The organism is Uliginosibacterium sp. sgz301328 (assembly GCF_041807905.1).
Taxonomy (GTDB): Bacteria; Pseudomonadota; Gammaproteobacteria; order Burkholderiales; family Rhodocyclaceae; genus JBGVSA01.
On record NZ_JBGVSA010000014.1, the window covers coordinates 86,647 to 110,568 of the forward strand.

Annotated in this window: 25 protein-coding genes; 19 read left to right on the forward strand and 6 right to left on the reverse strand. The window is 64.5% G+C overall.

The features are described 5' to 3' along the window. Positions 1–4 precede the first annotated feature (4 nt). The 4 genes from clsB to ACDA63_RS12360 form a co-directional block, all read right to left on the reverse strand. Positions 5–1,177, reverse strand: a complete 1,173-nt coding sequence (gene clsB, locus ACDA63_RS12345; RefSeq protein ID WP_373663553.1) for a cardiolipin synthase ClsB — start codon at positions 1,175–1,177, stop codon at positions 5–7. Further along, positions 1,177–1,923: an endonuclease/exonuclease/phosphatase family protein gene (locus tag ACDA63_RS12350; RefSeq protein WP_373663554.1), complete on the reverse strand. Its 747-nt coding sequence runs from the start codon at positions 1,921–1,923 to the stop codon at positions 1,177–1,179. The genes clsB and ACDA63_RS12350 overlap by 1 nt, the downstream gene beginning before the upstream one ends. Before the next feature lie 79 nt (positions 1,924–2,002). After that, positions 2,003–3,103 carry a quinolinate synthase NadA gene (gene nadA / locus ACDA63_RS12355; protein ID WP_373663555.1) on the reverse strand — a complete coding sequence of 367 codons (1,101 nt, stop codon included), beginning with the start codon at positions 3,101–3,103 and terminating at the stop codon, positions 2,003–2,005. Between the two features lie 298 nt (positions 3,104–3,401). After that, complete coding sequence (locus ACDA63_RS12360; RefSeq protein WP_373663556.1) at positions 3,402–3,854, reverse strand: rhodanese-like domain-containing protein; 453 nt, start codon at positions 3,852–3,854, stop codon at positions 3,402–3,404. 379 nt (positions 3,855–4,233) lie between these two features. Between ACDA63_RS12360 and glnA the strand changes: the two genes are divergently transcribed. The 18 genes from glnA (at position 4,234) to ACDA63_RS12450 (ending at position 21,286) form a co-directional block, all read left to right on the forward strand. Continuing rightward, a complete protein-coding gene (gene glnA / locus ACDA63_RS12365) occupies positions 4,234–5,646 on the forward strand; it encodes a type I glutamate--ammonia ligase (protein ID WP_373663558.1) in 1,413 nt (470 codons plus the stop codon). 206 nt (positions 5,647–5,852) lie between these two features. Further along, on the forward strand, positions 5,853–6,296 hold the full coding sequence (locus ACDA63_RS12370) for a DUF4124 domain-containing protein (protein WP_373663559.1): 444 nt from the start codon (positions 5,853–5,855) through the stop codon (positions 6,294–6,296). Between the two features lie 57 nt (positions 6,297–6,353). Continuing rightward, positions 6,354–7,448: a nitrogen regulation protein NR(II) gene (gene glnL, locus ACDA63_RS12375; protein WP_373663560.1), complete on the forward strand. Its 1,095-nt coding sequence runs from the start codon at positions 6,354–6,356 to the stop codon at positions 7,446–7,448. 32 nt (positions 7,449–7,480) lie between these two features. Further along, on the forward strand, positions 7,481–8,911 hold the full coding sequence (gene ntrC, locus ACDA63_RS12380; protein ID WP_373663561.1) for a nitrogen regulation protein NR(I): 1,431 nt from the start codon (positions 7,481–7,483) through the stop codon (positions 8,909–8,911). 98 nt (positions 8,912–9,009) lie between these two features. After that, a complete protein-coding gene (locus tag ACDA63_RS12385) occupies positions 9,010–9,807 on the forward strand; it encodes a biotin--[acetyl-CoA-carboxylase] ligase (RefSeq protein WP_373663562.1) in 798 nt (265 codons plus the stop codon). After that, positions 9,807–10,520, forward strand: coding sequence for a type III pantothenate kinase (locus ACDA63_RS12390; protein WP_373663563.1), 714 nt, complete (start codon positions 9,807–9,809; stop codon positions 10,518–10,520). The genes ACDA63_RS12385 and ACDA63_RS12390 overlap by 1 nt, the downstream gene beginning before the upstream one ends. A gap of 88 nt (positions 10,521–10,608) precedes the next feature. Then, complete coding sequence (locus ACDA63_RS12395) at positions 10,609–11,469, forward strand: DMT family transporter (RefSeq protein WP_373663564.1); 861 nt, start codon at positions 10,609–10,611, stop codon at positions 11,467–11,469. 51 nt (positions 11,470–11,520) lie between these two features. Further along, on the forward strand, positions 11,521–11,940 hold the full coding sequence (locus ACDA63_RS12400; protein WP_373663565.1) for a hypothetical protein: 420 nt from the start codon (positions 11,521–11,523) through the stop codon (positions 11,938–11,940). Between the two features lie 26 nt (positions 11,941–11,966). Beyond that, on the forward strand, positions 11,967–12,521 hold the full coding sequence (ruvC, locus tag ACDA63_RS12405; RefSeq protein WP_373663566.1) for a crossover junction endodeoxyribonuclease RuvC: 555 nt from the start codon (positions 11,967–11,969) through the stop codon (positions 12,519–12,521). Positions 12,522–12,725: 204 nt separating this feature from the next. Continuing rightward, positions 12,726–13,058 carry a hypothetical protein gene (locus tag ACDA63_RS12410; RefSeq protein WP_373663567.1) on the forward strand — a complete coding sequence of 111 codons (333 nt, stop codon included), beginning with the start codon at positions 12,726–12,728 and terminating at the stop codon, positions 13,056–13,058. Between the two features lie 192 nt (positions 13,059–13,250). Continuing rightward, a complete protein-coding gene (locus ACDA63_RS12415) occupies positions 13,251–14,018 on the forward strand; it encodes a (Fe-S)-binding protein (protein ID WP_373663568.1) in 768 nt (255 codons plus the stop codon). A gap of 5 nt (positions 14,019–14,023) precedes the next feature. Further along, positions 14,024–15,430 carry a LutB/LldF family L-lactate oxidation iron-sulfur protein gene (locus ACDA63_RS12420; protein WP_373663569.1) on the forward strand — a complete coding sequence of 469 codons (1,407 nt, stop codon included), beginning with the start codon at positions 14,024–14,026 and terminating at the stop codon, positions 15,428–15,430. Continuing rightward, positions 15,427–16,092: a lactate utilization protein C gene (locus ACDA63_RS12425; protein ID WP_373663570.1), complete on the forward strand. Its 666-nt coding sequence runs from the start codon at positions 15,427–15,429 to the stop codon at positions 16,090–16,092. The genes ACDA63_RS12420 and ACDA63_RS12425 overlap by 4 nt, the downstream gene beginning before the upstream one ends. A 270-nt stretch (positions 16,093–16,362) precedes the next feature. Next, positions 16,363–17,391 carry a tRNA dihydrouridine synthase DusB gene (gene dusB, locus ACDA63_RS12430; RefSeq protein ID WP_373663571.1) on the forward strand — a complete coding sequence of 343 codons (1,029 nt, stop codon included), beginning with the start codon at positions 16,363–16,365 and terminating at the stop codon, positions 17,389–17,391. Next, positions 17,388–17,624, forward strand: a complete 237-nt coding sequence (locus ACDA63_RS12435; RefSeq protein WP_373663572.1) for a Fis family transcriptional regulator — start codon at positions 17,388–17,390, stop codon at positions 17,622–17,624. The genes dusB and ACDA63_RS12435 overlap by 4 nt, the downstream gene beginning before the upstream one ends. 183 nt (positions 17,625–17,807) lie before the next feature. Continuing rightward, positions 17,808–19,376: a bifunctional phosphoribosylaminoimidazolecarboxamide formyltransferase/IMP cyclohydrolase gene (gene purH / locus ACDA63_RS12440; protein ID WP_373663573.1), complete on the forward strand. Its 1,569-nt coding sequence runs from the start codon at positions 17,808–17,810 to the stop codon at positions 19,374–19,376. Positions 19,377–19,391: 15 nt separating this feature from the next. Beyond that, positions 19,392–20,660, forward strand: a complete 1,269-nt coding sequence (gene purD / locus ACDA63_RS12445) for a phosphoribosylamine--glycine ligase (RefSeq protein ID WP_373663574.1) — start codon at positions 19,392–19,394, stop codon at positions 20,658–20,660. A gap of 251 nt (positions 20,661–20,911) precedes the next feature. Continuing rightward, complete coding sequence (locus tag ACDA63_RS12450) at positions 20,912–21,286, forward strand: 5-carboxymethyl-2-hydroxymuconate Delta-isomerase (RefSeq protein ID WP_373663575.1); 375 nt, start codon at positions 20,912–20,914, stop codon at positions 21,284–21,286. A gap of 196 nt (positions 21,287–21,482) precedes the next feature. On the opposite strand, the gene ACDA63_RS12455 is transcribed toward ACDA63_RS12450, so the two are convergent. Both ACDA63_RS12455 and ACDA63_RS12460 read right to left on the reverse strand, forming a co-directional pair. Continuing rightward, a complete protein-coding gene (locus ACDA63_RS12455) occupies positions 21,483–21,929 on the reverse strand; it encodes a CopD family protein (protein ID WP_373663576.1) in 447 nt (148 codons plus the stop codon). Between the two features lie 14 nt (positions 21,930–21,943). Further along, a complete protein-coding gene (locus tag ACDA63_RS12460) occupies positions 21,944–22,840 on the reverse strand; it encodes an SDR family oxidoreductase (RefSeq protein WP_373663577.1) in 897 nt (298 codons plus the stop codon). 33 nt (positions 22,841–22,873) lie between these two features. Between ACDA63_RS12460 and ACDA63_RS12465 the strand changes: the two genes are divergently transcribed. Next, the gene (locus ACDA63_RS12465; RefSeq protein WP_373663578.1) at positions 22,874–23,893 is read left to right on the forward strand and encodes a CDP-6-deoxy-delta-3,4-glucoseen reductase; all 1,020 of its coding nucleotides are present in this window, start codon (positions 22,874–22,876) and stop codon (positions 23,891–23,893) included. Positions 23,894–23,922: the final 29 nt, after the last annotated feature.

The following is a 23,922-nucleotide window of genomic DNA, read 5'->3' on the forward strand; positions in this document are numbered from 1 at the left end:
CTGATCAGCCTTCGCGCTGGCGCGCGCTGCGCGCGTAGCCCGACATGCCCACGAGGATCCGCACCAGTGTCAGCGCCACCCAGCCGGCCAGTCGTTCTGCCAGTGGACGACGACGCCACTCGTCGGGCGTAAGCTCGACGCCGCCGTCGACCATCGCGCGCGTCAGGCTTGCGCGCAATTGAGCGGCGAAGGCGGCATCGCGCACGACGACGTTCGCCTCGCGCGCGACCAGCAGGCTGAATGGATCGATGTTGCTGGAACCCACCGTCGCCCAGTCGTCATCCATCACGGCGACCTTGGCATGCAGGAAGCTCTTGCGATATTCGACGATGCGCACGCCGGCCTGCATCAAGTGCGGATACAGCGCCCGGCAGCCATGCCGCAGCAGCCAGTACTCCATACGTCCTTGCAGCAGCAGCGTTACGGTCACGCCGCGCCGGGCGGCGTCCACCAGCGCATTGCGAAAACGCCGGCCGGGCAGGAAGTACGCGTTGGCGATGATCATCTCGCGCCGCGCACGCTGCAGCGCCGCGAGATAGGCGCCTTCGATATCGTTGCGGTGCCGGAAGTTGTCGCGCAGCACCAATGCTGCGTACTGATCCCCAACCGGCAGCGGTGCCGACACCGGCAGGTGCACCAGCGACGGCGGCCGACGAAAGTTCGTCCAGCACAGCCGCTCCCACAACTCGCTGGCGGCTTGCCAGACCATGCCGGCCAGCGGGCCGCGTATGAGGACCGAATAGTCGATACGCGGCGGAATCTGATTCGGCGTATGCATGTCGTCGATGATGTTGATGCCGCCGATGAAGGCATTCTGGCGGTCTATCACAGCCAGCTTGCGATGCAATCGCCGCAAGCGCTGGCGCCCCGCGGTGATGCCGAACTCCCGGTTGTAGAGCAGGACTTCGACGCCACCGTTGAGCAGAACCGGCATGGTGTCATGTGCGAAATCGCGCCCGCCAAATGCGTCGACGATCACACGTACGCTCACACCACGTGCGGCGGCCGCCAGCAGTGCATTGGTGACCAGAATGCCGCTGTCATCACGATTGTAGATGTAGCTTTCGAGGTGGATTTCGTAGCGCGCGGCATTGAGCGCGGCGCACAGCGCGGGAAAGAATTCGCCGCCGGACTCCAGCAGCCGAAGCGCGTTGCCGGGCAGGAGCGGCGCCGCCATCAGGACAGACGAATCTCGGCGGTCAGCGCCGCGTGATCGGAAATGCCCGACCACGGTCGGCCCCAGTGCACTTCGGCGCGGGCGACATCAAAACCGCGAAGGTAGATGCGATCGAGCCGCAGCATCGGCAGATTGCTCGGAAAGCTGCGTGCCGGCATGCCGACGTGCGTGGTAAAGGCTTCGCGCAGGCCCAGTCGTTCCACGGCCCAGTCGGCGGCGCGATTGCGCCAGTCGTTGAAGTCGCCGGCAATGATCAGCGGCGCATGGGACGGGATTCCGTTTTCGATGTGATCGGCCAGCGCTGCCAGTTGGCGCACCCGCTGTTGCTCGGTGAGCGAGAGATGTACGCAGATGCAGTGAATGCTCGTGCGCACGTTGGGCAGCTCCAGCTCGCAATGCAGCAGGCCGCGCCGCTCCAGTCGATGCTGCGTGACGTCGTGATTGTTGGAGGCGACGATACGGTAGCGCGACAGCACCGCGTTGCCATGATGACCATGGCCGTATGCCGCGTTGCCGCCGTAGGCGGCCTGCCAGCGCGTACTGGCGAGGAATTCGTACTGCGGCTCGGTCGGCCAGTCGGCGTGGCGACGGGCGTGGCGCAGGTGCATGCCCTGCACTTCCTGCAGAAAGACCACGTCCGGGTCGAGCACGCGCAGGCGATCACGCAGTTCGTGGATCACCATGCGCCGGTTGAACTGCGAGAAGCCCTTGTGGATGTTGTAGGTGCAAATGCGCAGCTTGTGCATGTATGCCGAGTGGATTTCTCCGACTGTAGGAATCTGTTGCCGATCTTGCTGCGAGATCGGTGCAGACTCCAGGGACGTTTTATGAGACGGCCAGCATGCGGTCGAGCGCCAGCTTGGCCAGTGCCGCTTCGTGCGCGGGCACGGTGATGCGGTTGACCACGTTGCCTTCGGCAAGGTTCTCCAGCGTCCACGCGAGGTGCTGCGGATCGATGCGCTGCATGGTCGAACACATGCACACCGTGGGCGCCATGAACTGCACCGTCTTGCCTTCGGGCTTGACCTCTTCAGCCAGGCGCGACACGAGGTTCAGTTCCGTGCCGACCAGCCACTTGGTGCCGGCGGGCGCTTCTTTGATGACCTTAATGATGTACTCGGTCGAACCGACGTAGTCGGACTGCCGGCACACCTCGAAGGCGGATTCCGGATGCGAGATGACAAAGCCGTCCGGATTCTGGTTGCGCCAGCGGATGATGTGCGAAGGCTGGAACATCTGGTGCACCGAGCAGTGGCCCTTCCACAGCAGCACGCGCGCACGACGGATCGCCTCCGGCGTGTGGCCGCCGTTGGGCAGGTCCGGGTCCCACACCAGCATGTCTTCGAGCGGCACACCCATGCCGTAGCCTGTCCAGCGCCCCAGATGCTGGTCGGGGAAGAACAGCACCTTCTCGCGCTGGGCGAAGGCCCATTCGAGAATCTTCGGCGCGTTGCTGGACGTACACACGATGCCGCCGTGCTCGCCACAGAAGGCTTTCAGATCGGCTGCCGAATTGATGTAGGTGACCGGCGTGATGCACTCGTCCGGATTGCCAAGGACGTCCGCCAGTTCGCGCCAGCTACGTTCGACCTTGGCGAGGTTCGCCATGTCGGCCATCGAACAGCCGGCAGCCAGGTCGGGCAACACGGCGATCTGGTTGGGCTTGGAGAGGATGTCCGCCACTTCGGCCATGAAGTGCACGCCGCAGAAAACGATGTATTCGGCATCCGTCTGGCCTGCCAGCCGCGACAGCTTGAGCGAGTCGCCCGTCAGGTCCGCGTACTGATAGACGTCGGCGCGCTGGTAGTGATGGACGAGCAGCACGGCACGATCGCCCAGGCGGGCGCGGGCGGCGCGGATGCGCTCGTGCGCAGCCTCGTCGGCAAGCGTGTTGAAACGGTCGAACTGGATGGTGGCGGTCTGCATGTTGCGTACGATCGGGGCGGTTGCGGTACTAATCAAGCCTGGCCGGCGCGGCCGGCATCGTTATCCCGCGTCGGACAAGCTCCTGCCGGATCGAGTCCGGCATCTGGCGACACGCACAGTGAGCGCTGTGGGCAAGGTGCCATGCAACGCGCTCGTCGAGCGTCGCTCGCTCGGGCATGCGATTGTGCGCATGCCATTCACGGTTTATGACAGCCATCGTCGCGATCCGGAATGCGGGGTGGGGCAGAATTCTACCCCGTCCTCCTGACTCCGCGCGCCCCCTGTGTCGGTTGATGGATCAGCTCTGAATCCAGGGCAGGCCGGCATGGCGCCAGCCGCCGATCTTGCCGCGCTGGCCGCTGGCGTCCTTGTCGCCTTCGAAGCCCTCGAGCACGTTGTAGCACTGCGGATAGCCGGAGCCGTTGGCGGCGATGGCGGCAGCGTGCGAACGCGCGCCGCTGCGGCATATGAACATCACCAGCGATTCAGGATCCACCTGCTGGCGCAGTTGGGCAAGGAAGTTCGGATTGGGCTGATTGCCCGGATAGGTGTTCCATTCGATCTCGACCGCGCCCGGTACGCGACCGACCCAATCCAGTTCGGCCCGAGTGCGTACATCGACCAGTTTTGAGCCCGGCGCCTGCTTGAGCACTTCGGCGGCTTCCTGGGGCGTCAGCGCGCCCTCGTAGGGCAGCTTGAGCTGGCGTGCCCGGTCACGGGCCAAGGTAAGGATATCTGCGAGGGTTCCCATGGATGCATCTTTCATTTGCTGTTCCGCAAGTATGGTCCGTGGCTGGCAGACCGGCAATCGCGTCCAAAGTGGTGCCAATGCTCCAAACAGGTGCAATTCATCGATCTTATGCACAGGCTTGGTGCGCACTCAGTTTGATGTATGTCGTATCGAAGCTTGTGGCACAATTCGGCCCCGCTCACCTGAGCGCCGCAATGCCGATCTGTCGGCCGATCCACGATCCGCCGGACAGCCTTTGGCATGGTCCCTGCTTTTACGCTCCCGATAACCGCTGTCAGCCGGTTTGACGGGCCCAGGCAGCTCGTTGTGTCCCGCTTGTTGCGGCCGCGGACAGGTTCATCGCAATAAAACCGAATCAATGCGCTAGGAGTGTGTGTTAATGACGACTGCCCAAGATGTGATCAAGCTGGTCAAGGAAAACGACGTCAAGTTCGTCGACTTCCGCTTTACTGATACGCGCGGCAAGGAACAACACGTCGGTGTGCCCATCAGCCACTTCGACGAAGACAAGTTCTCGGAAGGTCACGCCTTCGACGGTTCGTCGATCGCCGGCTGGAAGGGCATCCAGGCTTCCGACATGCTGCTCATGCCGGACCCCGCCACCGCCTACATCGACCCGTTCTTCGACGAAACCACGCTGGTCCTGACCTGCGACGTGGTCGAGCCGTCCGACGGCAAGGGCTACGACCGTGACCCGCGCTCCATCGCCAAGCGCGCCGAAGCCTACCTGAAGGCATCCGGCCTGGGCGACACCGCCTTCTTTGGTCCGGAACCCGAATTCTTCATCTTCGACTCCGTGGAGTGGAAGATCGACATGTCCGGCGCCTCGCACAAGATCTTCGCTGAAGAAGCGGCGTGGTCCTCGGGCGACAAGTTCGATGGCGGCAACACCGGCCACCGTCCGACCGTCAAGGGCGGCTACTTCCCGGTTCCGCCGGTCGATTCGGCCAATGACATCCGCGCCCAGATGTGCCTGTTGCTGGAAGCCGCCGGCGTGCCGGTCGAAGTGCACCACCATGAAGTGGCCACCGCCGGCCAGAACGAAATCGGCACCAAGTTCAACACCCTGGTTCGCCGCGCCGACTGGACGCAAGTGCTCAAGTACATCGTCCACAACGTCGCTCACCAGTACGGCAAGACGGCCACGTTCATGCCCAAGCCCATCGTTGGCGACAACGGTTCCGGCATGCACGTTCACCAGTCGATCTGGAAGGACGGCAAGAACCTGTTCGCAGGCAACGGCTACGCCGGCCTGTCGGACTTCGCGCTGTACTACATCGGCGGCATCATCAAGCACGCTCGCGCGCTGAACGCCATCACCAACCCGCTGACCAACTCGTACAAGCGCCTGGTCCCGGGCTTCGAAGCTCCGGTGAAGCTGGCCTACTCGGCCCGCAACCGTTCCGCTTCGATCCGCGTGCCCTACGTCCAGTCCGACAAGGCCCGCCGTATCGAAACCCGCTTCCCGGATCCGGGCGCGAACCCGTACCTGGCCTTCTCGGCCCTGATGATGGCGGGCCTGGACGGCGTCCAGAACAAGATTCACCCGGGCGATCCGGCCGACAAGAACCTGTACGACCTGCCGCCGGAAGAAGACGCGAAGATCCCGACCGTCTGCTCCTCGCTGGAACAGGCTCTGGAATACCTGGACAACGATCGCGAGTTCCTGACCCGCGGCGGCGTGTTCTCGAATGAGATGATCAGCGCCTACATCGACCTGAAGATGGAAGAAGTCCAGCGCTTCCGCATGACGACCCACCCGGTCGAGTTCGACATGTACTACTCGATCTGATCGGCGGGGGGCTCCGGCCCCACACCAGCAGACCCAGAAACGGGGATGGCTTGCGCCATCCCCGTTTTGCTTTATGCCGAACCATTCATCCGCGCATTCGTCGCCGCACTTGTCCGTGCGCTTTGCGTTTTCCGGACGCGCGCCTAAACTGGCGGCTCCCCGATATTGCTCAGGTTCCGCGCATGCGCGCCCGTTTTCTCGTTTGTATGATGGCTGTCCTCGCCGCCCCCGTGGCGCAGGCCGATATCTACAAGTGTCTGGACGACGCCGGACACGTGACCTACACCAACGACCGGCCGGCCAACGGCAAGGGCTGCACGCTGCTCACACGCGAACAGCCCATTACCACCATCCCGGCCCCCAGGCGCCCGGCGCAGACGCCCACGCCGGCGTCCTTCCCCAAAGTCGACGACGCAACGCAGAAGTCGCGCGACGAAACCCGCCGCCAGATTCTCGACAACGAACTGGCCGCCGAACAGAAGCAGCTCGAAGAAGCGCGCAAGGAACTCGCCGAACAGGAGTCCGTACGCCTGGGCAACGAACGCAACTTCCAGAAATTCCTGGACCGCGTGCAGCCGTTCAAGGACAAGGTGGCACTGCACGAACGCAACATCGAAGCCATCCGCAAAGAGCTGTCGAACCTGAAGTGAGGGCTGCCACACCATGGCGGCAGGCAAGTGGCGTAGTTCTTGCTGTTGTCATGGAATATGAGCGCGCCCACACCCATCGATCCTGATTCCGCCCAGCCACGGCTGGCGTCGTCCACCAGCGGGCTGGAACTGCTGTCCTCCGCTGTCGTGATGGTCGACGCTTCGCTGTGCGTCTGTTACGTCAATCCATCGGCCGAAAACCTGTTCGCGGTAAGTGGGCGCCAGCATCTGGGCCGCCCGCTCAATGCCATGCTGGGTGAAGTCACCGGCCTGCGCGCGGCGCTCGACAACGCGCTCTCCAACGACTGGAGCTACACCGGCCAGAACGTGGTGGTGAACACCGCGCCGAACACACCTCTGCATCTGGACTGCACGGTGACGCCGGTCGACCTGCCGCCGGCGCGCCTGCTCCTCGAGTTCCGTCCGATGGATGCGCAACTGAAAGTGGCGCGGGAAGAGCGACTCATCGAACAGCAACAAGCCAATCGCGAGCTGATCCGCAGTCTCGCGCATGAGATCAAGAATCCGCTGGGTGGCATTCGCGGCTCTGCGCAACTGCTGGAACGCGAGCTGGACAACCCGGAGTGGCGCGAATACACGCAGGTCATCATCGCCGAAGCCGATCGCCTGCAGGACCTGATGAACCGCCTGCTCAATTCGCATCGCATGATGCATCCGGCGCCGCTGAACATCCACGACGTGCTCGAACGGGTGCTGAGGCTCATCCTGGCGGAATTCGCCAACGTGCGCGTGCAGCGCGACTATGACGTCAGCCTGCCGCAACTGACCGCGGATCGCGAGCAACTCATCCAGGCCGTGCTCAACATTGCGCGCAACGCCGCGCAGGCCATGCAGGGGGCGGGTGACATCATCCTGCGCACGCGAGCTGCCCGTCAGGTCACCCTCGCCAAGAAACGTTACAAACTGGCATTGGAATTGCAAGTCATCGACAACGGCCCAGGCATCCCGGACGATATCCGGGACAAGATCTTCTATCCGCTGGTCACCGGCCGCGAAGGCGGCACGGGACTCGGACTGTCGATCGCGCAGAGTTTCGTCGAACAGCATCAGGGTACGATCGAACTCGATAGCGCGCCGGGCCGCACGTGCTTCACGATCCGTCTGCCTATCGTGCAGACGGGGACAACGTGAGCCAGACCACAACGATGACAGATGGATACCCCATGAACGCAGTCTGGATAGTCGACGATGACCGCTCCATCCGCTGGGTACTGGAAAAGGCCCTTGCCCGCGAGAACATCCCCTATCGCAGCTTTACCTCTGCCACCGAAGCGCTGACCGTTCTCGACAGCAACGGCGCAGCTCCGCAGGTACTGATCTCGGACATCCACATGCCCGGCGACTCAGGCCTTGTGCTCCTGCAGCGCGCCAAAGAGCGGCGGCCAAACATGCCGGTCATCATCATGACGGCCTTCTCCGACCTGGACAGTGCGGTCGCGGCGTTCCAGGGCGGGGCGTTCGAATATCTGCCCAAGCCGTTCGATGTCGATCAGGCCATCGATCTGTTGCGCCGCGCGCTTGAAGAATCGACGCACCAGATCGGTGCGGAGCCGGAAGTCACCTCCGTGCCGGAGATTCTCGGACACGCCGCCTCGATGCAGGAAGTCTTCCGCGCCATCGGCCGCCTCGCGCAGTCACACGCCACCGTGCTGATCAACGGCGAATCCGGCACGGGCAAGGAACTCGTGGCGCGCGCCCTGCACCGGCACAGCCCGCGCAAGGATGGCCCCTTCATCGCCATCAATACCGCCGCCATTCCGCGCGACCTGCTCGAATCCGAACTGTTCGGCCACGAACGCGGTTCGTTCACGGGTGCAGCCGCACAACGTCGCGGACGCTTCGAGCAGGCCGAAGGCGGCACCTTGTTCCTCGACGAGATCGGCGACATGCCGCCCGAGTTGCAGACACGCCTGCTGCGCGTGCTGTCGGACGGACATTTCTATCGCGTGGGCGGACATCTGCCCGTCAAGGCCAACGTGCGCGTCATCGCGGCCACGCACCAGAATCTCGAACAGCGCGTCCGCGACGGACTGTTCCGCGAAGACCTCTTCCACCGGCTGAACGTCATCCGCCTGCGCCTGCCGCCGCTGCGCGAGCGTCGCGAAGACATCCCGACGCTGGCCAAGCATTTCCTGCAGCACAGTGCGCAGGAACTGTCGGTCGAGCCCAAGCGCTTGTCGGACGCAGCCCTGCGCCACCTGCAATCGCTCGACTTCCCCGGCAACGTGCGCCAACTGGAAAACCTCTGCCACTGGCTGACGGTCATGGCGCCGGGGCAACTCGTCGACGTCGCCGACCTGCCGGTGGAAATGCGCGAGCCGGGTGCCAATGGGCATGCCGGCCATGGCGCGGGCGGCGGCGACTGGCTGACCGCGCTCAACGCCGAAGCCGACCGTCTACTGGGCCAGACGCCGGGCGAGGTCTTCGACCGGCTCAACCGCGAATTCGAAAAAGCCCTGATCCTGCGCGCCTTGGCCAGCACTGGCGGCCGTCGCGTAGAGGCAGCCCAGATCCTGGGCATCGGCCGCAATACGATCACGCGCAAGATCCAGGAGCTGGGCATCGACGGCGGCAAGGGCGACGAGCACGAATAAAGGCGGCTGCCGGCGGATGTCCGAGCAGGAAGCACGACACGGACACAACGACGGGTGACGCGGTACACTGCCGCGTTTTCGTCGTCCCGGCCCGAGCCTTGCCCACCGAACTCCTCGCCCCATCCTTCGATCTGGCCGTCTTGCGCCGCACGCTCGGCAAGACGGCCGGCCGCGTCGATGTCGAACACGTCGACACCTGCACGTCCACCAACACGCTGTTGCTCGACCGCGTGATGCAGGGCGCGCCCAGCGGTCTGTCCATCGTCGCCGACGAACAGACGGCGGGGCGAGGGCGCCGCGGTCGGCGCTGGCAGTCGGCGGCGAGCCACAGCCTGACCTTTTCTTTGCTGTGGCGCTTCCCGGACCGGGCCGCCATGTCCGGCCTGAGCCTGATGACCGGCGTGGCCGTTGCGCGCGCGCTCGAACGCCTGCACATCGATGGCATCGCGCTGAAGTGGCCCAATGACATCCTGCTGTTCGGTCGCAAGCTCGGCGGCATCCTCGTCGAAGCCAGCACCGATGCGCGCGGGGCCGCCGCCATCATCGGCATCGGCCTCAACCTGCGGCCACACCCAGCATGGGCCGGCCATATCGAGCAGCCCTTTGCCGCCCTGCTCGACGCGGGCTACACGGGGGGCCGCGAAAATCTGCTGGCCGCCGTGCTGCGAGAACTCGTCGCTGCGCTGGATGCATTCTCCACGCGTGGCTTCATATCGTGTCGGCGCGACTGGTTGCAGCGTAATGCCTTCCAGGATCTCCCCGTGAAGCTCACATCCGAACGCGGCGATCTCATCGGAACCTGCCGTGGCGTCGATGACACGGGCATGCTGCTGGTGGAAACTGCCGGCGGCATCGTACCCGTCGTCAATGGCGACGTCAGCCTGCGGAGCCTGTGATGTACCTGCTCATAGATGGCGGCAACACCCGTATCAAAGTCGGCTGTCATGACGGGCAGGCGTGGATCGCCCGCCAGGCTGTCGACAATGGTCAGCTCGATACGGTGGCTCTGCCGGCCGGCTTCCGGCCGCAGCGCGTCGTCATCGCCAACGTCGGCGGCCCGCGCAGCGCCAGCCAGATCGAAGCGTGGCTGGCCCCGGGCGCCGCGCACGTCGAATGGCTGCGCGGCACGCCGGAACGCGCAGGTGTGCGTTGCGACTACATGTACCCGGAACGACTCGGCGCCGACCGCTGGGCAATCGCCATCGGCGCATGGCACGCACTGCATCGCAGTTGCCTGCTGGTCAGCGCGGGCACGGCCACGACCATCGACGTTGTCGATGACGATGGCGTGTTCCGCGGCGGTTGCATCATGCCCGGGCTGGCGATGATGAAGGCATCGCTGGCCACTGGCACGGCCGGCCTGCCGGAGGCCGGAGGCGAATTCCAGAACCTGCCGCGCAACACCGACGACGCCATCCACAGCGGTTGCGTCAATGCCCAGCTCGGCGCCATTGAACGCATGGCGCGCAGCCTGCCCGCCGGAGCCCCGATCATTCTCGCCGGCGGCGCGGCACCCGCGCTGCAGGGACATGGCATCGACTTTGTCGACATGCCCTGGCTGGCACTTGACGGCCTGCTCGCCATCGCTCGCAGCGAGCCGGCTGCGTAATCGCGTCGCTACGTCCAAACGGCGCGCACGCGTCGCAAGCCGCAGCGCGCTTGGTACACTGCGCGGCCCCTTTTGACGCCCCCATGCCATGCTCGCCCGCCTGCTTGCACCGTTGTTCGTCGTACTCTGGAGCAGCGGCTTCGTCGGCGCCAAGCTCGGCCTGCCGTATGCCGAGCCGCTGACCTTCCTGACACTGCGCTACGCCTGCGTCATCGTATTGATGGGTGCGGCGGCGCTCCTGTGGCGTGCACCATGGCCGCGCGGACGAGCGATTCTGCATATCGCGGTGGCGGGCGTGCTCATCCAGACCACCTATCTCGCAGGCGTCTTCGATGCCATCCACCACGGCCTGCCCGCGGCACTGGTCGCCCTCATCGTCGGGCTGCAACCCATCATCACCGCGATCGTTGCCGGCTGGCTGCTCAAGGAAAAAGTCACCGCCCGCCAATGGCTAGGGCTTGCCGCCGGTTTCGCCGGCGTCGCGCTGGTGGTCACGCACAGCCGCGACCCCGGCCTCGGCCAGAACTGGGACATGCGCGCCCTGTGGCCGGCCATCGCCGCGCTCGCCGGCATCACGCTCGGTACGCTTTATCAGAAGCGTTTCTGCCCGAGCTTCGATCTGCGCGCCGGCTCGGTCATCCAGTTCGGCGCCAGCCTGCTCGTCACGCTGCCGCTGGCATGGGGCGTGGAGACGATGCAGGTGACATGGAGCAAGCCGTTCGTGTTTGCCCTCGGCTGGCTCGTGCTGATGCTGTCGGTCGGCGCCATCAGCCTGCTCAACCTGCTGATCCGGCGCGGCAACGCGGTGGCGGTCACGAGCCTGTTCTATCTGACCCCAGCGGTCACCGCGCTGATCGCGTGGCTGCTGTTCCGCGAGCACATGCAGCCGCTCGCGCTCGCCGGCATGGCGGTGGCGGTATTCGGGGTATGGCTGGCGCGGAAGAAGTGAGCAGGCTGGTAAGCTGTGCTCCGATGCCATTGCACGCATAGCGAACGAACCATGAAATTCTGCAAACGAATCCTCCTGGCGGTGACGATTTTTGGTCTGGTCGGCCCCCTCATCGGCGGAGCGCTGGTGTCGATCCTGACGAGCGTCGTCGCCATCGCTCGCGGCCACGGCGTCATGGAGGTGCTGGAGAACCTCCCCAAGGTCGGCGCAACGACGCTGGTGTTCGCCTACCTGCTCGGGCTCGCGCCCGCCGCGCTGACAGGCATGGCCGCCGAACTGCTGCCGACGCACTGGAAAAGCGGTGCCTGGTTGCCCGCGGTCGTCGCGTTCGGCATGGCCTCATCATTCATCTTCGTCAGCGTGTTCTTTCCCGCCGCCGGTCTGGCCTCGGTCTGCGCCCTGATGTCGGTGCCCTCCTCGCTGCTGCTTGGATGGTTCTGGCAGCGCTACGAGGGGCCGGACGCACTCTGAGCGCGGCCGACACATAGAATGCGCCCATGACTTCCCCGGTCGCCCATCTTCCCACCCGCATCCTGGGCATCGACCCGGGGCTGCGCATCACCGGCTTCGGCGTGATCGAACGCGTCGGCACCAAGCTCGCCTATGTCGCCAGCGGATGCATACGCACACCCGATGGCACGTTGCCGGAACGCCTGCGCGTCATCCTTGATGGCGTGCAGCAAGTCGTCGACACCTACCAGCCGGCCGAAGCCGCGGTGGAAATCGTCTTCGTTAACGTCAATCCCCAGTCGACGCTGTTGCTGGGCCAGGCACGCGGCGCCGCAATCTGCGGCCTGGTGTCGCGCTCGCTGCCTGTCTCGGAATACACCGCCCTGCAGGTCAAGCAGGCCGTAGTGGGCTACGGCAAGGCCAACAAGGAACAGGTGCAGCACATGGTCAAGCGTCTGCTGCAATTGCCGGGCGATCCGCAGGCCGACGCCGCGGATGCGCTGGCCTGCGCCATCAGCCACGCCAACGGCGGGCAGGCCGGCGGACTGCTCGGATCGCTTGGTACGCGCGGTCGCAAGCGCGGCACGCGCGTCGTCGCCTGATCGCGCCGTGGCCTGATCTGCTCCGCTAGGGCAGGTCCCGATTTGTACTGCCGGGAAAAACCCGGAAATTATCCGGGCGGCGCAGTGTCTCTGGATCGCAGCCCTTGCATCCGCATTGCGCAGTTCAGCCTTGCCCACCCCAACACCCACGGGCCCGGCGCATGACCTCGCACAACAAAAAAGCAAGCGAATCGGAGGCCTTCCATGAATGAGGCACATCGCCGCCCTGAGCCGCTGTGGCATTTGCTGTATCGTTATATATGGCCGTTCCAGTACTTCCGCGACGTCAGTCGCGGGTCGCAACTGGAGCGACAACAGAACTACCGCTACAACCGTTCGATCCGCCACTACCTGCCGGCCTTTGCCCTGCGCTGGTTCATCATCAGCGCGGGCCTGTTCGGCATCGGACAGAGCCTACACGGCAGCATGGCCGTGCCGATGGCGGGGTGCTTCGTCAGCGCCTCGCTCGCTTCCGTGGTGTGGATCGAACTGGTAATCGCCTGGTATTGGCTCGAGCGATTCCCGGAGCGGTATTAGCGGGGCCGGCCACGCAAATCGAGCGACAGCGCATGACTTGCGTGGCGGCCCATATAACGGAGACATGGCGGCGCCAGCCATGGGGCCGCTGACAAAACACGGCAAAGCGGTGCGGGCTCGGCGCCCCGCCGCAGCAGTCGCCAGGACAGTTCTGTCAGTGGCTCTTAGCCAACGCCGTCAGGAGGTCGTTGAATGCAAGGAAAACCACGGGTCGGCCTGTTCGCCACCTGTCTGATGAATCTGTTCCGGCCGAACATCGGCTTTGCCAGTGTCAAACTCCTCGAGGACGCAGGTTGCCTCGTTGAAGTCCCCTCCCGACAAACCTGCTGCGGCCAACCCGGCTACAACAGTGGCGATTTCGACGCCGCGCGAGCCCTGGCCCGCCAGGTGATCGAAACCTTCGAGCATTACGACTACATCGTCGGTCCTTCGGGTTCGTGCATGGCAACCATCCGCCACGACTATCCGCAGCTCTTCAAGGACGAGCCTGCGTGGTATGAGCGCGCCTGTGCCATGGCGGCCAAGAGCTACGAGATCCTGTCGTTCCTGGTCGATGTCATGAAGGTGGAAGGCGTCGACGCGCACTATGCCGGCACGGTGACCTACCACGATTCGTGCTCGGGCCTGCGTGGGCTGGGCATCAAGGGCCAGCCGCGCAAGCTGCTGCGCAGCGTCGAGGGCCTGCATCTGGTCGAAATGGAAGAAACCGAGGTGTGCTGTGGATTCGGTGGCACGTTCGCCGCCAAATACCCGGAAATCTCCGGCCGCATGGTCGACGACAAACTCGGCAACGCCGGCCGTACCGAAGCCGACACACTGGTGGGCGGCGATCTCGGCTGCCTGATGAACATCGCAGGCCGCGCCGCCCGCACAGGCATCCCGCTGCGCGTATTCCACACCGTCGAGATACTGGCCGGCATGGCGCGCGACGAAGGCATCACCGGACGGAGGGACGACTGATGCGCATGGAAAGCCCGCGCTTCAAGGAAGCCGCCGTCGAAGGGCTCAACAACAAGCATCTGCGCATGGCACTGGCACGTTCGCGCGAGGGTTTCATCGGCGGACGGCAACGAGCCATCGACCTGGTGCCCGAGTTCGAGCGCCTGCGTGAAGAGGCGCGCAGCATCAAGAATCACGTCCTCGACAATCTCGACCACTACCTCGAACGCTACGAAGCCGCCGTCACCGCGGCCGGCGGTCACGTGCATTGGGCGCGCGACGCCGCCGAGGCGCGCCAGATCGTGCTGGACATCTGCCGGCGCGTCGGCGCGCGCACCATCACCAAGGGCAAGTCGATGGTGAGCGAAGAGATCGGCCTGAATCCGGCGCTGATCGAAGCCGGCTACGAGGTCGTCGAAACCGACCTGGGCGAGTACATCATCCAGCTCGCCAATGAACCGCCTTCGCACGTCGTCGGCCCGGCCCTTCACAAGACGCGCGAGCAGGTCTCCGAACTGTTCGCCGAACATCACCAGCGGCCGCTCAAGACGGGCATTCCGGAACTCGTCGCCGAAGCGCGAGAGATGCTGCGCGAGAAGTTCTTCCGCGCCGATGTGGGCATTACCGGCGGCAACTTCCTGATCGCCGAAACCGGCACCAGCGTCATCGTCACCAACGAGGGCAACGGCGACCTGTCGCAGACGCTGCCCCGCGTGCACATCGTGACCAGCGGCATCGAGCGCGTGCTGCCCAATCTCGACGATCTTTCGGTGCTGTTGCGCGTGTTGGCACGCAGCGCCACCGGGCAGGACACCGAAACATACACCACGCTGTCCACCGGCCCGCGCCGGCCCGGCGACCCTGATGGCCCCGAGGAGTACCACGTAGTGCTCGTCGACAACGGCCGTTCGCAGATGCTGGGCGGGCGCTTTCGCGAAATGCTCCGTTGCATCCGCTGCGGCGCGTGCCTGAACCACTGCCCGGTGTACGGATCGATCGGCGGCCATGCATACGGCTGGGTGTATCCCGGCCCGATGGGTTCCGTGCTCACTCCGCTGATGCAAGGGTTGGACAACGCCTACGACCTGCCCAATGCGTGCACACTCAATGGACGTTGCGGCAGCGTGTGCCCGGTGAAGATCCCACTGCCCGAAATGCTGCGCGAACTGCGCCATCTACAGCATCGCAACCGCCTCGGCCCGCGACTGCAGTATCGAGCGCTCGGGCTGTGGCGTTGGGTCGCGCTGCGTCCGGGCCTGTACCAGTTCGGCAATCGGCTGGCCGCGCGCATGCTGGCGTGGATGGGAGGAAAGCGGCGGCGCATCGGCAGCCTGCCGATCGCCAATGGCTGGACCGCCATGCGCGACCTGCCCGCGCCCGAAGGACAGACTTTCATCGAACAGTGGCAAGCGCAGCGGGGCAAGCAATCATGAGCGGCAATCAACAATCGGCGCGCGACGCGGTACTCGGGCGCATTCGCGCCAGCCTCGGTCGCGGCACCACGGATGCAGCAACTGCCGCCGCGCTCGACACGCGCATCAACACCCGGCCCGGACATACGCGCCCGGCGCAATGCGGTGAATTCGTCGACCTGTTCAAGCAGCGCTTCGAGGCGCGCGGCGGCACGGTCACAAGGATCGCCAGCCGCGAGGACTTCCCGCGGGCCGTGGCGGATTTGCTCGGCACACTCGGTCTGCCCCCGCGCATCGTGGTCGGCGGCGCGCTCGCCGGCATCGTCTGGCCGCAAGGCATCGAACACGAAGTGCGCCGCGCAGAGAAGACCGACCTCGTGTCGGTATCGGCCTGCCAATTGGCGATCGCCGAGACCGGCAGCCTGATGTTCTGCGCCGGGCCGGAATCGCCCACCACGCACAACTTCGTGCCGGACTATCAGATCGTGTTGCTGGACGCTGGCACGATGGTGTGCCATCTGGAAGATGCGTGGGAAGTGCTCCGGGCGCGTGGCGGCATGCCGCGCGCTGTCAATCTGGTGTCCGGGCCGTCGCGCACGGGCGACATCGAACAGACCATTCAGCTCGGCGCCCACGGGCCGCGCCGTGTGTTCGTCATGGTTTACGGCACACCCGCAGCATAGGCATCAACACAGCGCGCCAGGCGATCAACGACCGATCGCATTGGCGCCGTCCGCGCGACAGGCGCAAACGCAGGCTACGACTTCTGACGCACTTCCCACGCTTGCGAGAGTCTCCTGACAAAACGCTCAGCAATCGTCGTGAGATAAGTTCTGTACCGCGTACCGGCAACGAGGGCAGCCCGCCGGGGCGGGTCAACGTCGAGGAATTTTCCTTAACGGCAAACCGCCCTCTGGAGTAAAATTCGCGGCTTTCCCTTTGCGTCACATCCCATGGAATTTGCGGGCATACGCCTTCGCAATAATCTGTTCGTCGCGCCCATGGCGGGTGTGACGGACCGGCCTTTCCGCCAGCTTTGCAAGAAGCTCGGCGCGGGTCTGGCCGTATCCGAGATGGTGACTTCCAACGCGCTGCTGTACGGCAGCACCAAGACGCAACGGCGCGCCAACCACGCCGGGGAGACCGATCCGATCTCGGTCCAGATCGCAGGCGCGGACCCGGCGATGATGGCTGAAGCGGCGCGCTACAACGTCTCGCGCGGCGCCCAGATCATCGATATCAACATGGGCTGTCCGGCCAAGAAGGTGTGCAACGTCGCCGCCGGCTCCGCGTTGATGCGTGACGAAGATCTCGTTCGCCGCATCCTCGAAAGCGTGGTGCGGGCGGTGCCCGACGTGCCCGTCACGCTCAAGTTCCGTACCGGCTGGGACCGCGCCAACCGCAATGCGCCGACCATCGCGCGCATTGCCGAAGACGCCGGCATCCGGTTGATTGCCATTCACGGCCGCACGCGTGCCGACCAATACATGGGTCAGGCCGAGTACGACACCATCGCCGACGTCAAGCGCCGGGTGTCGATCCCGGTGATCGCCAACGGCGACGTCGACTCAGCCCGCAAGGCGCGCTTCGTGCTCGACTACACGGGCGCGGACGGCCTCATGATCGGGCGCGCCGCACAGGGCCGGCCGTGGATTTTTGGCGAAATCGAACATTACCTCGCCACTGGCGAAGAATTACCGCCGCCACGCGTGGAAGACATCCACCGCGTGTGCCGGGAGCACCTGACCGATCTCTACGCGTTCTACGGCAGGGAGGCCGGCGTTCGCGTAGCGCGCAAGCACATCGGCTGGTACACCAAGGGCCTGGTGGGTTCGCAGGCGTTTCGCAACGCCATGAACCTGCTGCCCACCATCGAGGAACAGCAGGACAGCGTGGATGCCTTCTTCACCGAACTGGCATCGCGCGGCGACCGGCTGGCCTACGAAGAACAACAAACAGAAGAGGAAGCACTCGCGGCATGAGCCATAAGAACGAGATCGCGCTCTGCGTCGCGCAGGCACTGGACCGATATTTCACCGACCTGGACGGGGAACGCCCGGTCGGTATCTACGACATGGTTTTGCGCCAGGTCGAGCGCCCGATGCTCGAATCGGTGCTGCGCCATGCGCAAGGTAACCAGACGCAGGCGGCGGAGATGCTCGGCATCAATCGCAACACCCTGAGGCGCAAACTGGCCGACCACGGACTGCTATAGAACGTGCCCACAGTTCTTGGATGAGGCGCAACGGAGGGACCGGCGTTCATGGCCGCAAATGAGGATTCCGAATAGCGCATGAGCCCCGATCACAGCCTCGCAGCAAGACGACGAACAGGTTCGAACCCCATCATCACACCCGCATGCCGGGCCTTTGCATTTACGCGTTGAGAGATCTGTCCCATGAAAGTCACCCAAGCCCTGCTGAGCGTTTCCGACAAGCGCGGTGTGGTCGAATTTGCCCGCGAACTGAATGCGCTGGGCGTCAAACTGCTGTCCACCGGCGGCACCGCCAGGCTGCTGGTCGAAGCCGGCCTGCCCGTCACCGAAGTCGGCGACTACACTGGTTTCCCCGAAATGCTCGACGGCCGCGTCAAGACGCTGCACCCGAAGGTGCACGGAGGCATCCTCGCCCGCCGCGATCTGCCGGAGCACATGGCGACGATCGGCGCCAATGACATTCCGCGCATCGACCTGGTGGTGGTGAATCTCTACCCGTTCCAGCAGACCATCGCCAAGGAAGGCTGCTCGCTCGAAGACGCCATCGAGAACATCGACATCGGCGGCCCGACCATGGTCCGCGCGGCAGCCAAGAACCACGGCAATGAAGCTGGCGGCGTGGGCATCGTGACTGACGCCGACGATTACGCGACGATCGTCGCGGAGCTCAAGTCGAATGGCGGAGCACTGTCGTACAAGACCCGCTTCGACCTCGCGCGCAAGGCATTCACGCACACCGCGCGCTACGACTCGGCGATCTCCAACTACTTGACCGCGCTGGCCGACGACGGCAGCAAGAAGGTCTACCCGGAGCGCCTGCAATTCGCGTTCGACAAGGTGCAGGACCTTCGCTACGGCGAGAACCCGCACCAGTCCGCCGCGTTCTACCGCGACCCGGTCGCCGCTCCCGGTGGAGTGGCCGGTTACACGCAATTGCAGGGCAAGGAACTGTCGTACAACAACATCGCCGACGCCGATGCGGCGTGGGAATGCGTCAAGGCCTTCGACACCACGGCCTGCGTGATCATCAAGCACGCCAACCCGTGCGGCGTGGCGCTGGGCGTGACGGCGGAAGAAGCCTATCGCAAGGCGTTCCAGACCGATCCAACCTCCGCTTTCGGCGGCATCATCGCCTTCAACACCACCGTCGATGAAGCCACTGCAAAGGCGGTCTCCGGCCAGTTCATGGAAGTGCTGATCGCGCCGGCCTACACGCCCGAAGCCCTGGCGCTGCTGACCGCCAAGCAGAATGTGCGCGTGCTGACCTGCGCGCTGGGCCACGTGTCGCAGACCGACTTCAAGCGCGTCGGCGGCGGCCTGCTGGTGCAGACCTACGATGATGCCCGCATCGACCCGTCGCAGCTCAAGGTCGTGACCAAGCGCGCACCGACCCAGCAAGAACTCTCCGACCTGCTGTTTGCCTGGCGCGTGGCCAAGTACGTCAAGTCCAACGCCATCGTCTACTGCAAGGACGGCATGACCGTTGGCGTGGGCGCCGGCCAGATGAGCCGCGTCGACTCGGCCCGCATCGCCAAGATCAAGGCGGAGAACGCTAACCTGCAGATCGCCGGTTGCGTGGTGGCGTCGGACGCCTTCTTCCCGTTCCGCGACGGACTGGACGTACTGGCGCAGGCCGGTGCGCGCGCCGTGATCCAGCCAGGCGGCTCGATGCGCGACGCAGAAGTCATCGCCGCGGCCGACGAGCAGGACGTCGCCATGGTGTTCACCGGCTTCCGCCACTTCCGTCACTGATCGGACCCACGGACCATGAAAATCCTTGTCATCGGCTCGGGCGGACGCGAACACGCGCTGGCCTGGAAACTCGCGCAGTCGCCGCGCGTGCAGAAAGTGTTCGTCGCGCCCGGCAATGCCGGCACCGCACGCGAAGAAGCGCTGACCAACGTCGCCATCACCGATCTGGCTGAGCTGGCCGCCTTCGCCAAGAAGGAAGGCATCGGCATGACGGTGGTGGGGCCCGAGGCGCCGCTGGCCGCTGGCGTGGTCGACCTGTTCCGCCGCGAAGGACTGGCGATCTTCGGGCCGACCAAGGCCTGCGCGCAGCTCGAGTCGTCGAAGGACTTCTCCAAGGCGTTCATGGTCCGCCACAACATCCCGACGGCCAAATACCAGACCTTCTCGGACGCTGCCGAGGCGCACGCCTACGTCGACCGCGAAGGCGCGCCGATCGTGGTCAAGGCCGATGGCCTGGCCGCGGGCAAAGGCGTCATCGTCGCCATGACGCGCGACGAGGCGCACGCCGCCATCGACGACATGCTGGTCGGCAATAGCATGGGCGACGCTGGCGCCCGCGTGGTGATCGAAGAATTCCTGCAAGGCGAAGAAGCCAGCTTCATCGTCATGGCCGATGGGCGCCATGCGCTGGCAATGGCTACGAGCCAGGATCACAAGCGTCTGCTCGACGCAGACGCCGGCCCCAATACCGGCGGCATGGGCGCCTACTCGCCCGCCCCGGTGGTGACGCCCGAAATCCATGCGCGCGTCATGCGCGAAGTCATCCGTCCGACGCTGGCCGGGATGATTGCCGAAGGCACGCCCTACACCGGCTTCCTGTACGCCGGCCTGATGATCTCGCCGGATGGCAGCATCCGCACGCTGGAATTCAATTGCCGCTTTGGCGACCCCGAAACCCAGCCGATCATGATGCGCCTGAAGAGCGATCTGGTGGATCTGGTCGAAGCCGCGCTGGAAGGCAAGCTGGACCAGACCGAAGCCGACTGGGACCGCCGTGTCGCACTTGGCGTAGTGATGGCCGCTGCCGGCTATCCAGAAAATCCGCGCAAGGGTGATGTGATCTCCGGATTGGACTTCAAGGCCGATGACGCACACATCTTCCACGCCGGCACCTCGCTTGCCGATGGCAAGGTCGTCACCTCGGGCGGCCGCGTGCTGTGCGTCACCGCGCTGGGGGACTCGGTGCGCGAAGCGCAGACCCGCGCCTACGAGGTCGCCGCCAAGGTGAGCTTCGACGGCGCGCAGTATCGGCACGACATCGGTTATCGCGCCATCAAGCGTTGAGCCAGCTCGTCGGCGCATTCCCCGCGCCGACACCAAAATTCACCGCTCGCCGAGATCCTTGGCGGGCGGCGTTTTCCTTCAATACCCGCTCGTTTTCTGGCCGTTCGCCGCCAGTCTTTTCTGATCCAATCGAAATTCCGCAGGTGGTCCGCGGTCTAGTATGAAACATGGAAACCGGTCAGCCGATCGCTCACCGGCCCCGGTGGTGCTCCGCGCCGCCGCTGTTGTCATAACAAACAGGAGACGACGCCATGCCGCACCTCATGCTGGAATACACCGACAACCTGCACGACGCGTTCAACCCCCGCCAGACCCTGTTCAAACTGCATAAATCGCTGGTCAATAAACACTTCTGCGAGCCAGAAGAACTCAAGAGCCGCGCGATCAAGCTGAACGACTACCTGATCGGCGACGGCTCCATCGAACGCGGCTTCATTCACCTGCGCTTTGCACAGCGGGCCACGCTGCCCGAGGAAGACAAACAGCGCCTGATGGAATCCCTGCACGAACAGTTGTGCCAGTGCATCGGTTCCCCCGCGATCCCCGTGCAGATCACCACGGAATCCATCGATCTGCAGCCGCAGACATGCCGGTACCTGAAGACGGTACGGCAGGCACGGAGCTAGTCGCGTTGACAAGAACGGTCGCTTTGGTGGAGCGGCCGTTCGGGTTCATGGCGGGCGCGGAAAAGCGCATTCTCGCCTGATAGCGGGTTGTTCAGGCGTGACCTAGGCTGCTGGACATTGGCCGGGCGCCCTCGATCAACGCATCCCGCAAGTCGCGACAACACGGACAACGAAGGAGCCCAAACTTCATTCATCCTCAGAACGGTCGCACGATCACCAATATCACCACCGCGATGAGCACTACCGCCGGAGCCTCGTTGAACCACCTGAACCACACATGGCTCCTGGTGTTCGACCCACGCTTGAAAGCTTTCAGCAGACTGCTGCAATAGCCGTCATACCCCGTCAGCAGCACAACCAACGCCAGCTTGGCGTGGAACCAGCCCTGCGTCTTCCAGTATTCCCACGGGAACGGCCCCCAAAAGACAATCGCCAGGCCAAACACCCAGGTACCGATCATCAGCGGCAGCATGAAGCGCTTGAGTCTGACCGACATCCCGAGCAAGCGCAGGTATTCGGCAGAGCTGGTGTCTTCCACCTGCGCCAGGTTCACGAAAATGCGCGGCAAGTAGAACAGGCCCGCGAACCAGCTCACCACGAAGAAAACGTGGATCGCCTTGAACCAGGGGTACAGGGTTGCCATGCGTGAGTGCTCCTTTATCTTGATTTTGATCGTGCATCGACCGCGGCACGAATACCGTCGGCGACGCTTGGATAGCGCAGCCGCACACCGAGTTCGCGCACGAGGCGGTTATTGGCGATGCGGCGGGATTCGCTCATGAATGACAGTGTCGCCGGCCCCAGCCGCGCAGCGCATTCAAGACGCGTCATGCGCGGAGGACGTGGCAGGGCGAAGCTGTCCGCCAATAGATCGTAGAAGTCACCCATCGGCATGTCGCTGTGGTCGACAGCGTTGTAGACGCGGCCCGGCGCCGCTCGTGTGATGGCCCGGATGGCGGCGGCGGCCAGGTCTTCGGCGTGGATGTGGTTAGTGAAGACATCTTCGCCTTGTCGGAGCACAGGATCGGCGCGACGCAGCCGATCGAGCGGCAGTCGATCGGAAGCGTAGATGCCGGGCGCGCGCAGGATGGCAACCGGCACGCCACAGCGAGCGCCGAATGCGCGCAGGGATTTTTCGGCAGCGATGCGGCGTCGCGCGCGGGGCGTGGTCGGGTGTGGCTGGCGGGTCTCGTCGATCAACGCTCCGCGACAGTCGCCGTAGACGCCCGTCGTACTGATGTATATGAGGCCGCATGGTAGACTTTGCCCCCTGCCAAGAGCCGCCAGCAGCCGTCGTGTGCGCGGGTCGGCATTGCCGGTTGCCGGGGGTGGCGCGCAGTGCAGGACGATGTCCGCCACGCCCGCCAGGCGCCGCAGTGAATCTGTCGCATCGAGATCGCCGATGATCGGCCTGGCGCCCAAGGCTCGCCAGATTTGCGCGGACTCGGCCTGCCGCACCAGCGCGAACAGGCGATAGCGCCCGCCCAGTTGTCGGGCCACGCGCTGCGCTACATCGCCCGCGCCGATGATCAGCAGTCGCCTCTTGGTGTTCATTCTTACGATTATCACACGCCAGGTTTCTCGCTCATGTCCTTCCAGGTAACGCTCAAGCCCAGCGACCGCCAGTTCGAGACCAACTCCGACACCACCGTCCTCCAATCCGCGCTCGATGCCGAACTGATCCTGCCTTATGGCTGCCGCGACGGCGCGTGCGGCTCGTGCAAGGCCAAGGTGTTGTCCGGGCAGATCGACCACGGCAAGTCGCCGCTGACCACGCTGCCGGAGAGCGAGCGCCAAGCCGGCATCGCCCTGTTGTGCTGCGCGCATGCCCGCTCGGACCTGACCGTCGAATGCCGCGACGTGCGCTCCGCACACGATATCCCGCTGCGCAAGCTGCCCTGCCGCGTGCAGAGCATCGCCCGCCCGGCCGACGATGTGATCGTCGCCACCCTCAAGCTGCCGGCCAATGACACTTTCCGCTTCTACGCGGGGCAGTACATCGACTTCCTGCTGGCGGATGGAAAGCGCCGCAGCTTTTCGATCGCCAATGCGCCGCACACGGCCGAAGCGCTGGAAGTGCACATCCGGCGCGTTCCCGGCGGACACTTCACCGAGCATGTATTCAGCAATATGAAGGAGCGCGACATCATGCGCTTCGAAGGTCCACTCGGCGGCTTCTACCTGCGCGATTCGGACAGACCGATCATCTTCCTGGCGGGCGGCACGGGCTTCGCACCGATCAAGAGCATCGTCGAGGACATGATCCACGCCGGCAACAAACGCCCTGCCGTGCTGTACTGGGGGTCACGCGACCGCGCCGGCCTGTATCAGCATGAGCTCGCCGAACAATGGATGGAGGCGCTGCCGAATTTCCGCTACATCCCGGTGATCTCCGATGACGTCCCGGACGGTTGGGACGGCCGCACGGGTTTTGCGCACCGCGCAGCGATGGACGATATCGCCGATATGACGGGCTATCAGGTGTATGCCTGCGGCTCGCCGGCGATGATCGACGCCGCTCGTCGGGATTTCGAGACCGAGCGCGGCCTGCCGGACGGCGAATTTTTCGCTGATGCTTTTACATTTGCTGCCGATAACAACAGTTGAAGCGCCCTGATGTGCGCTGCGCCACGGTC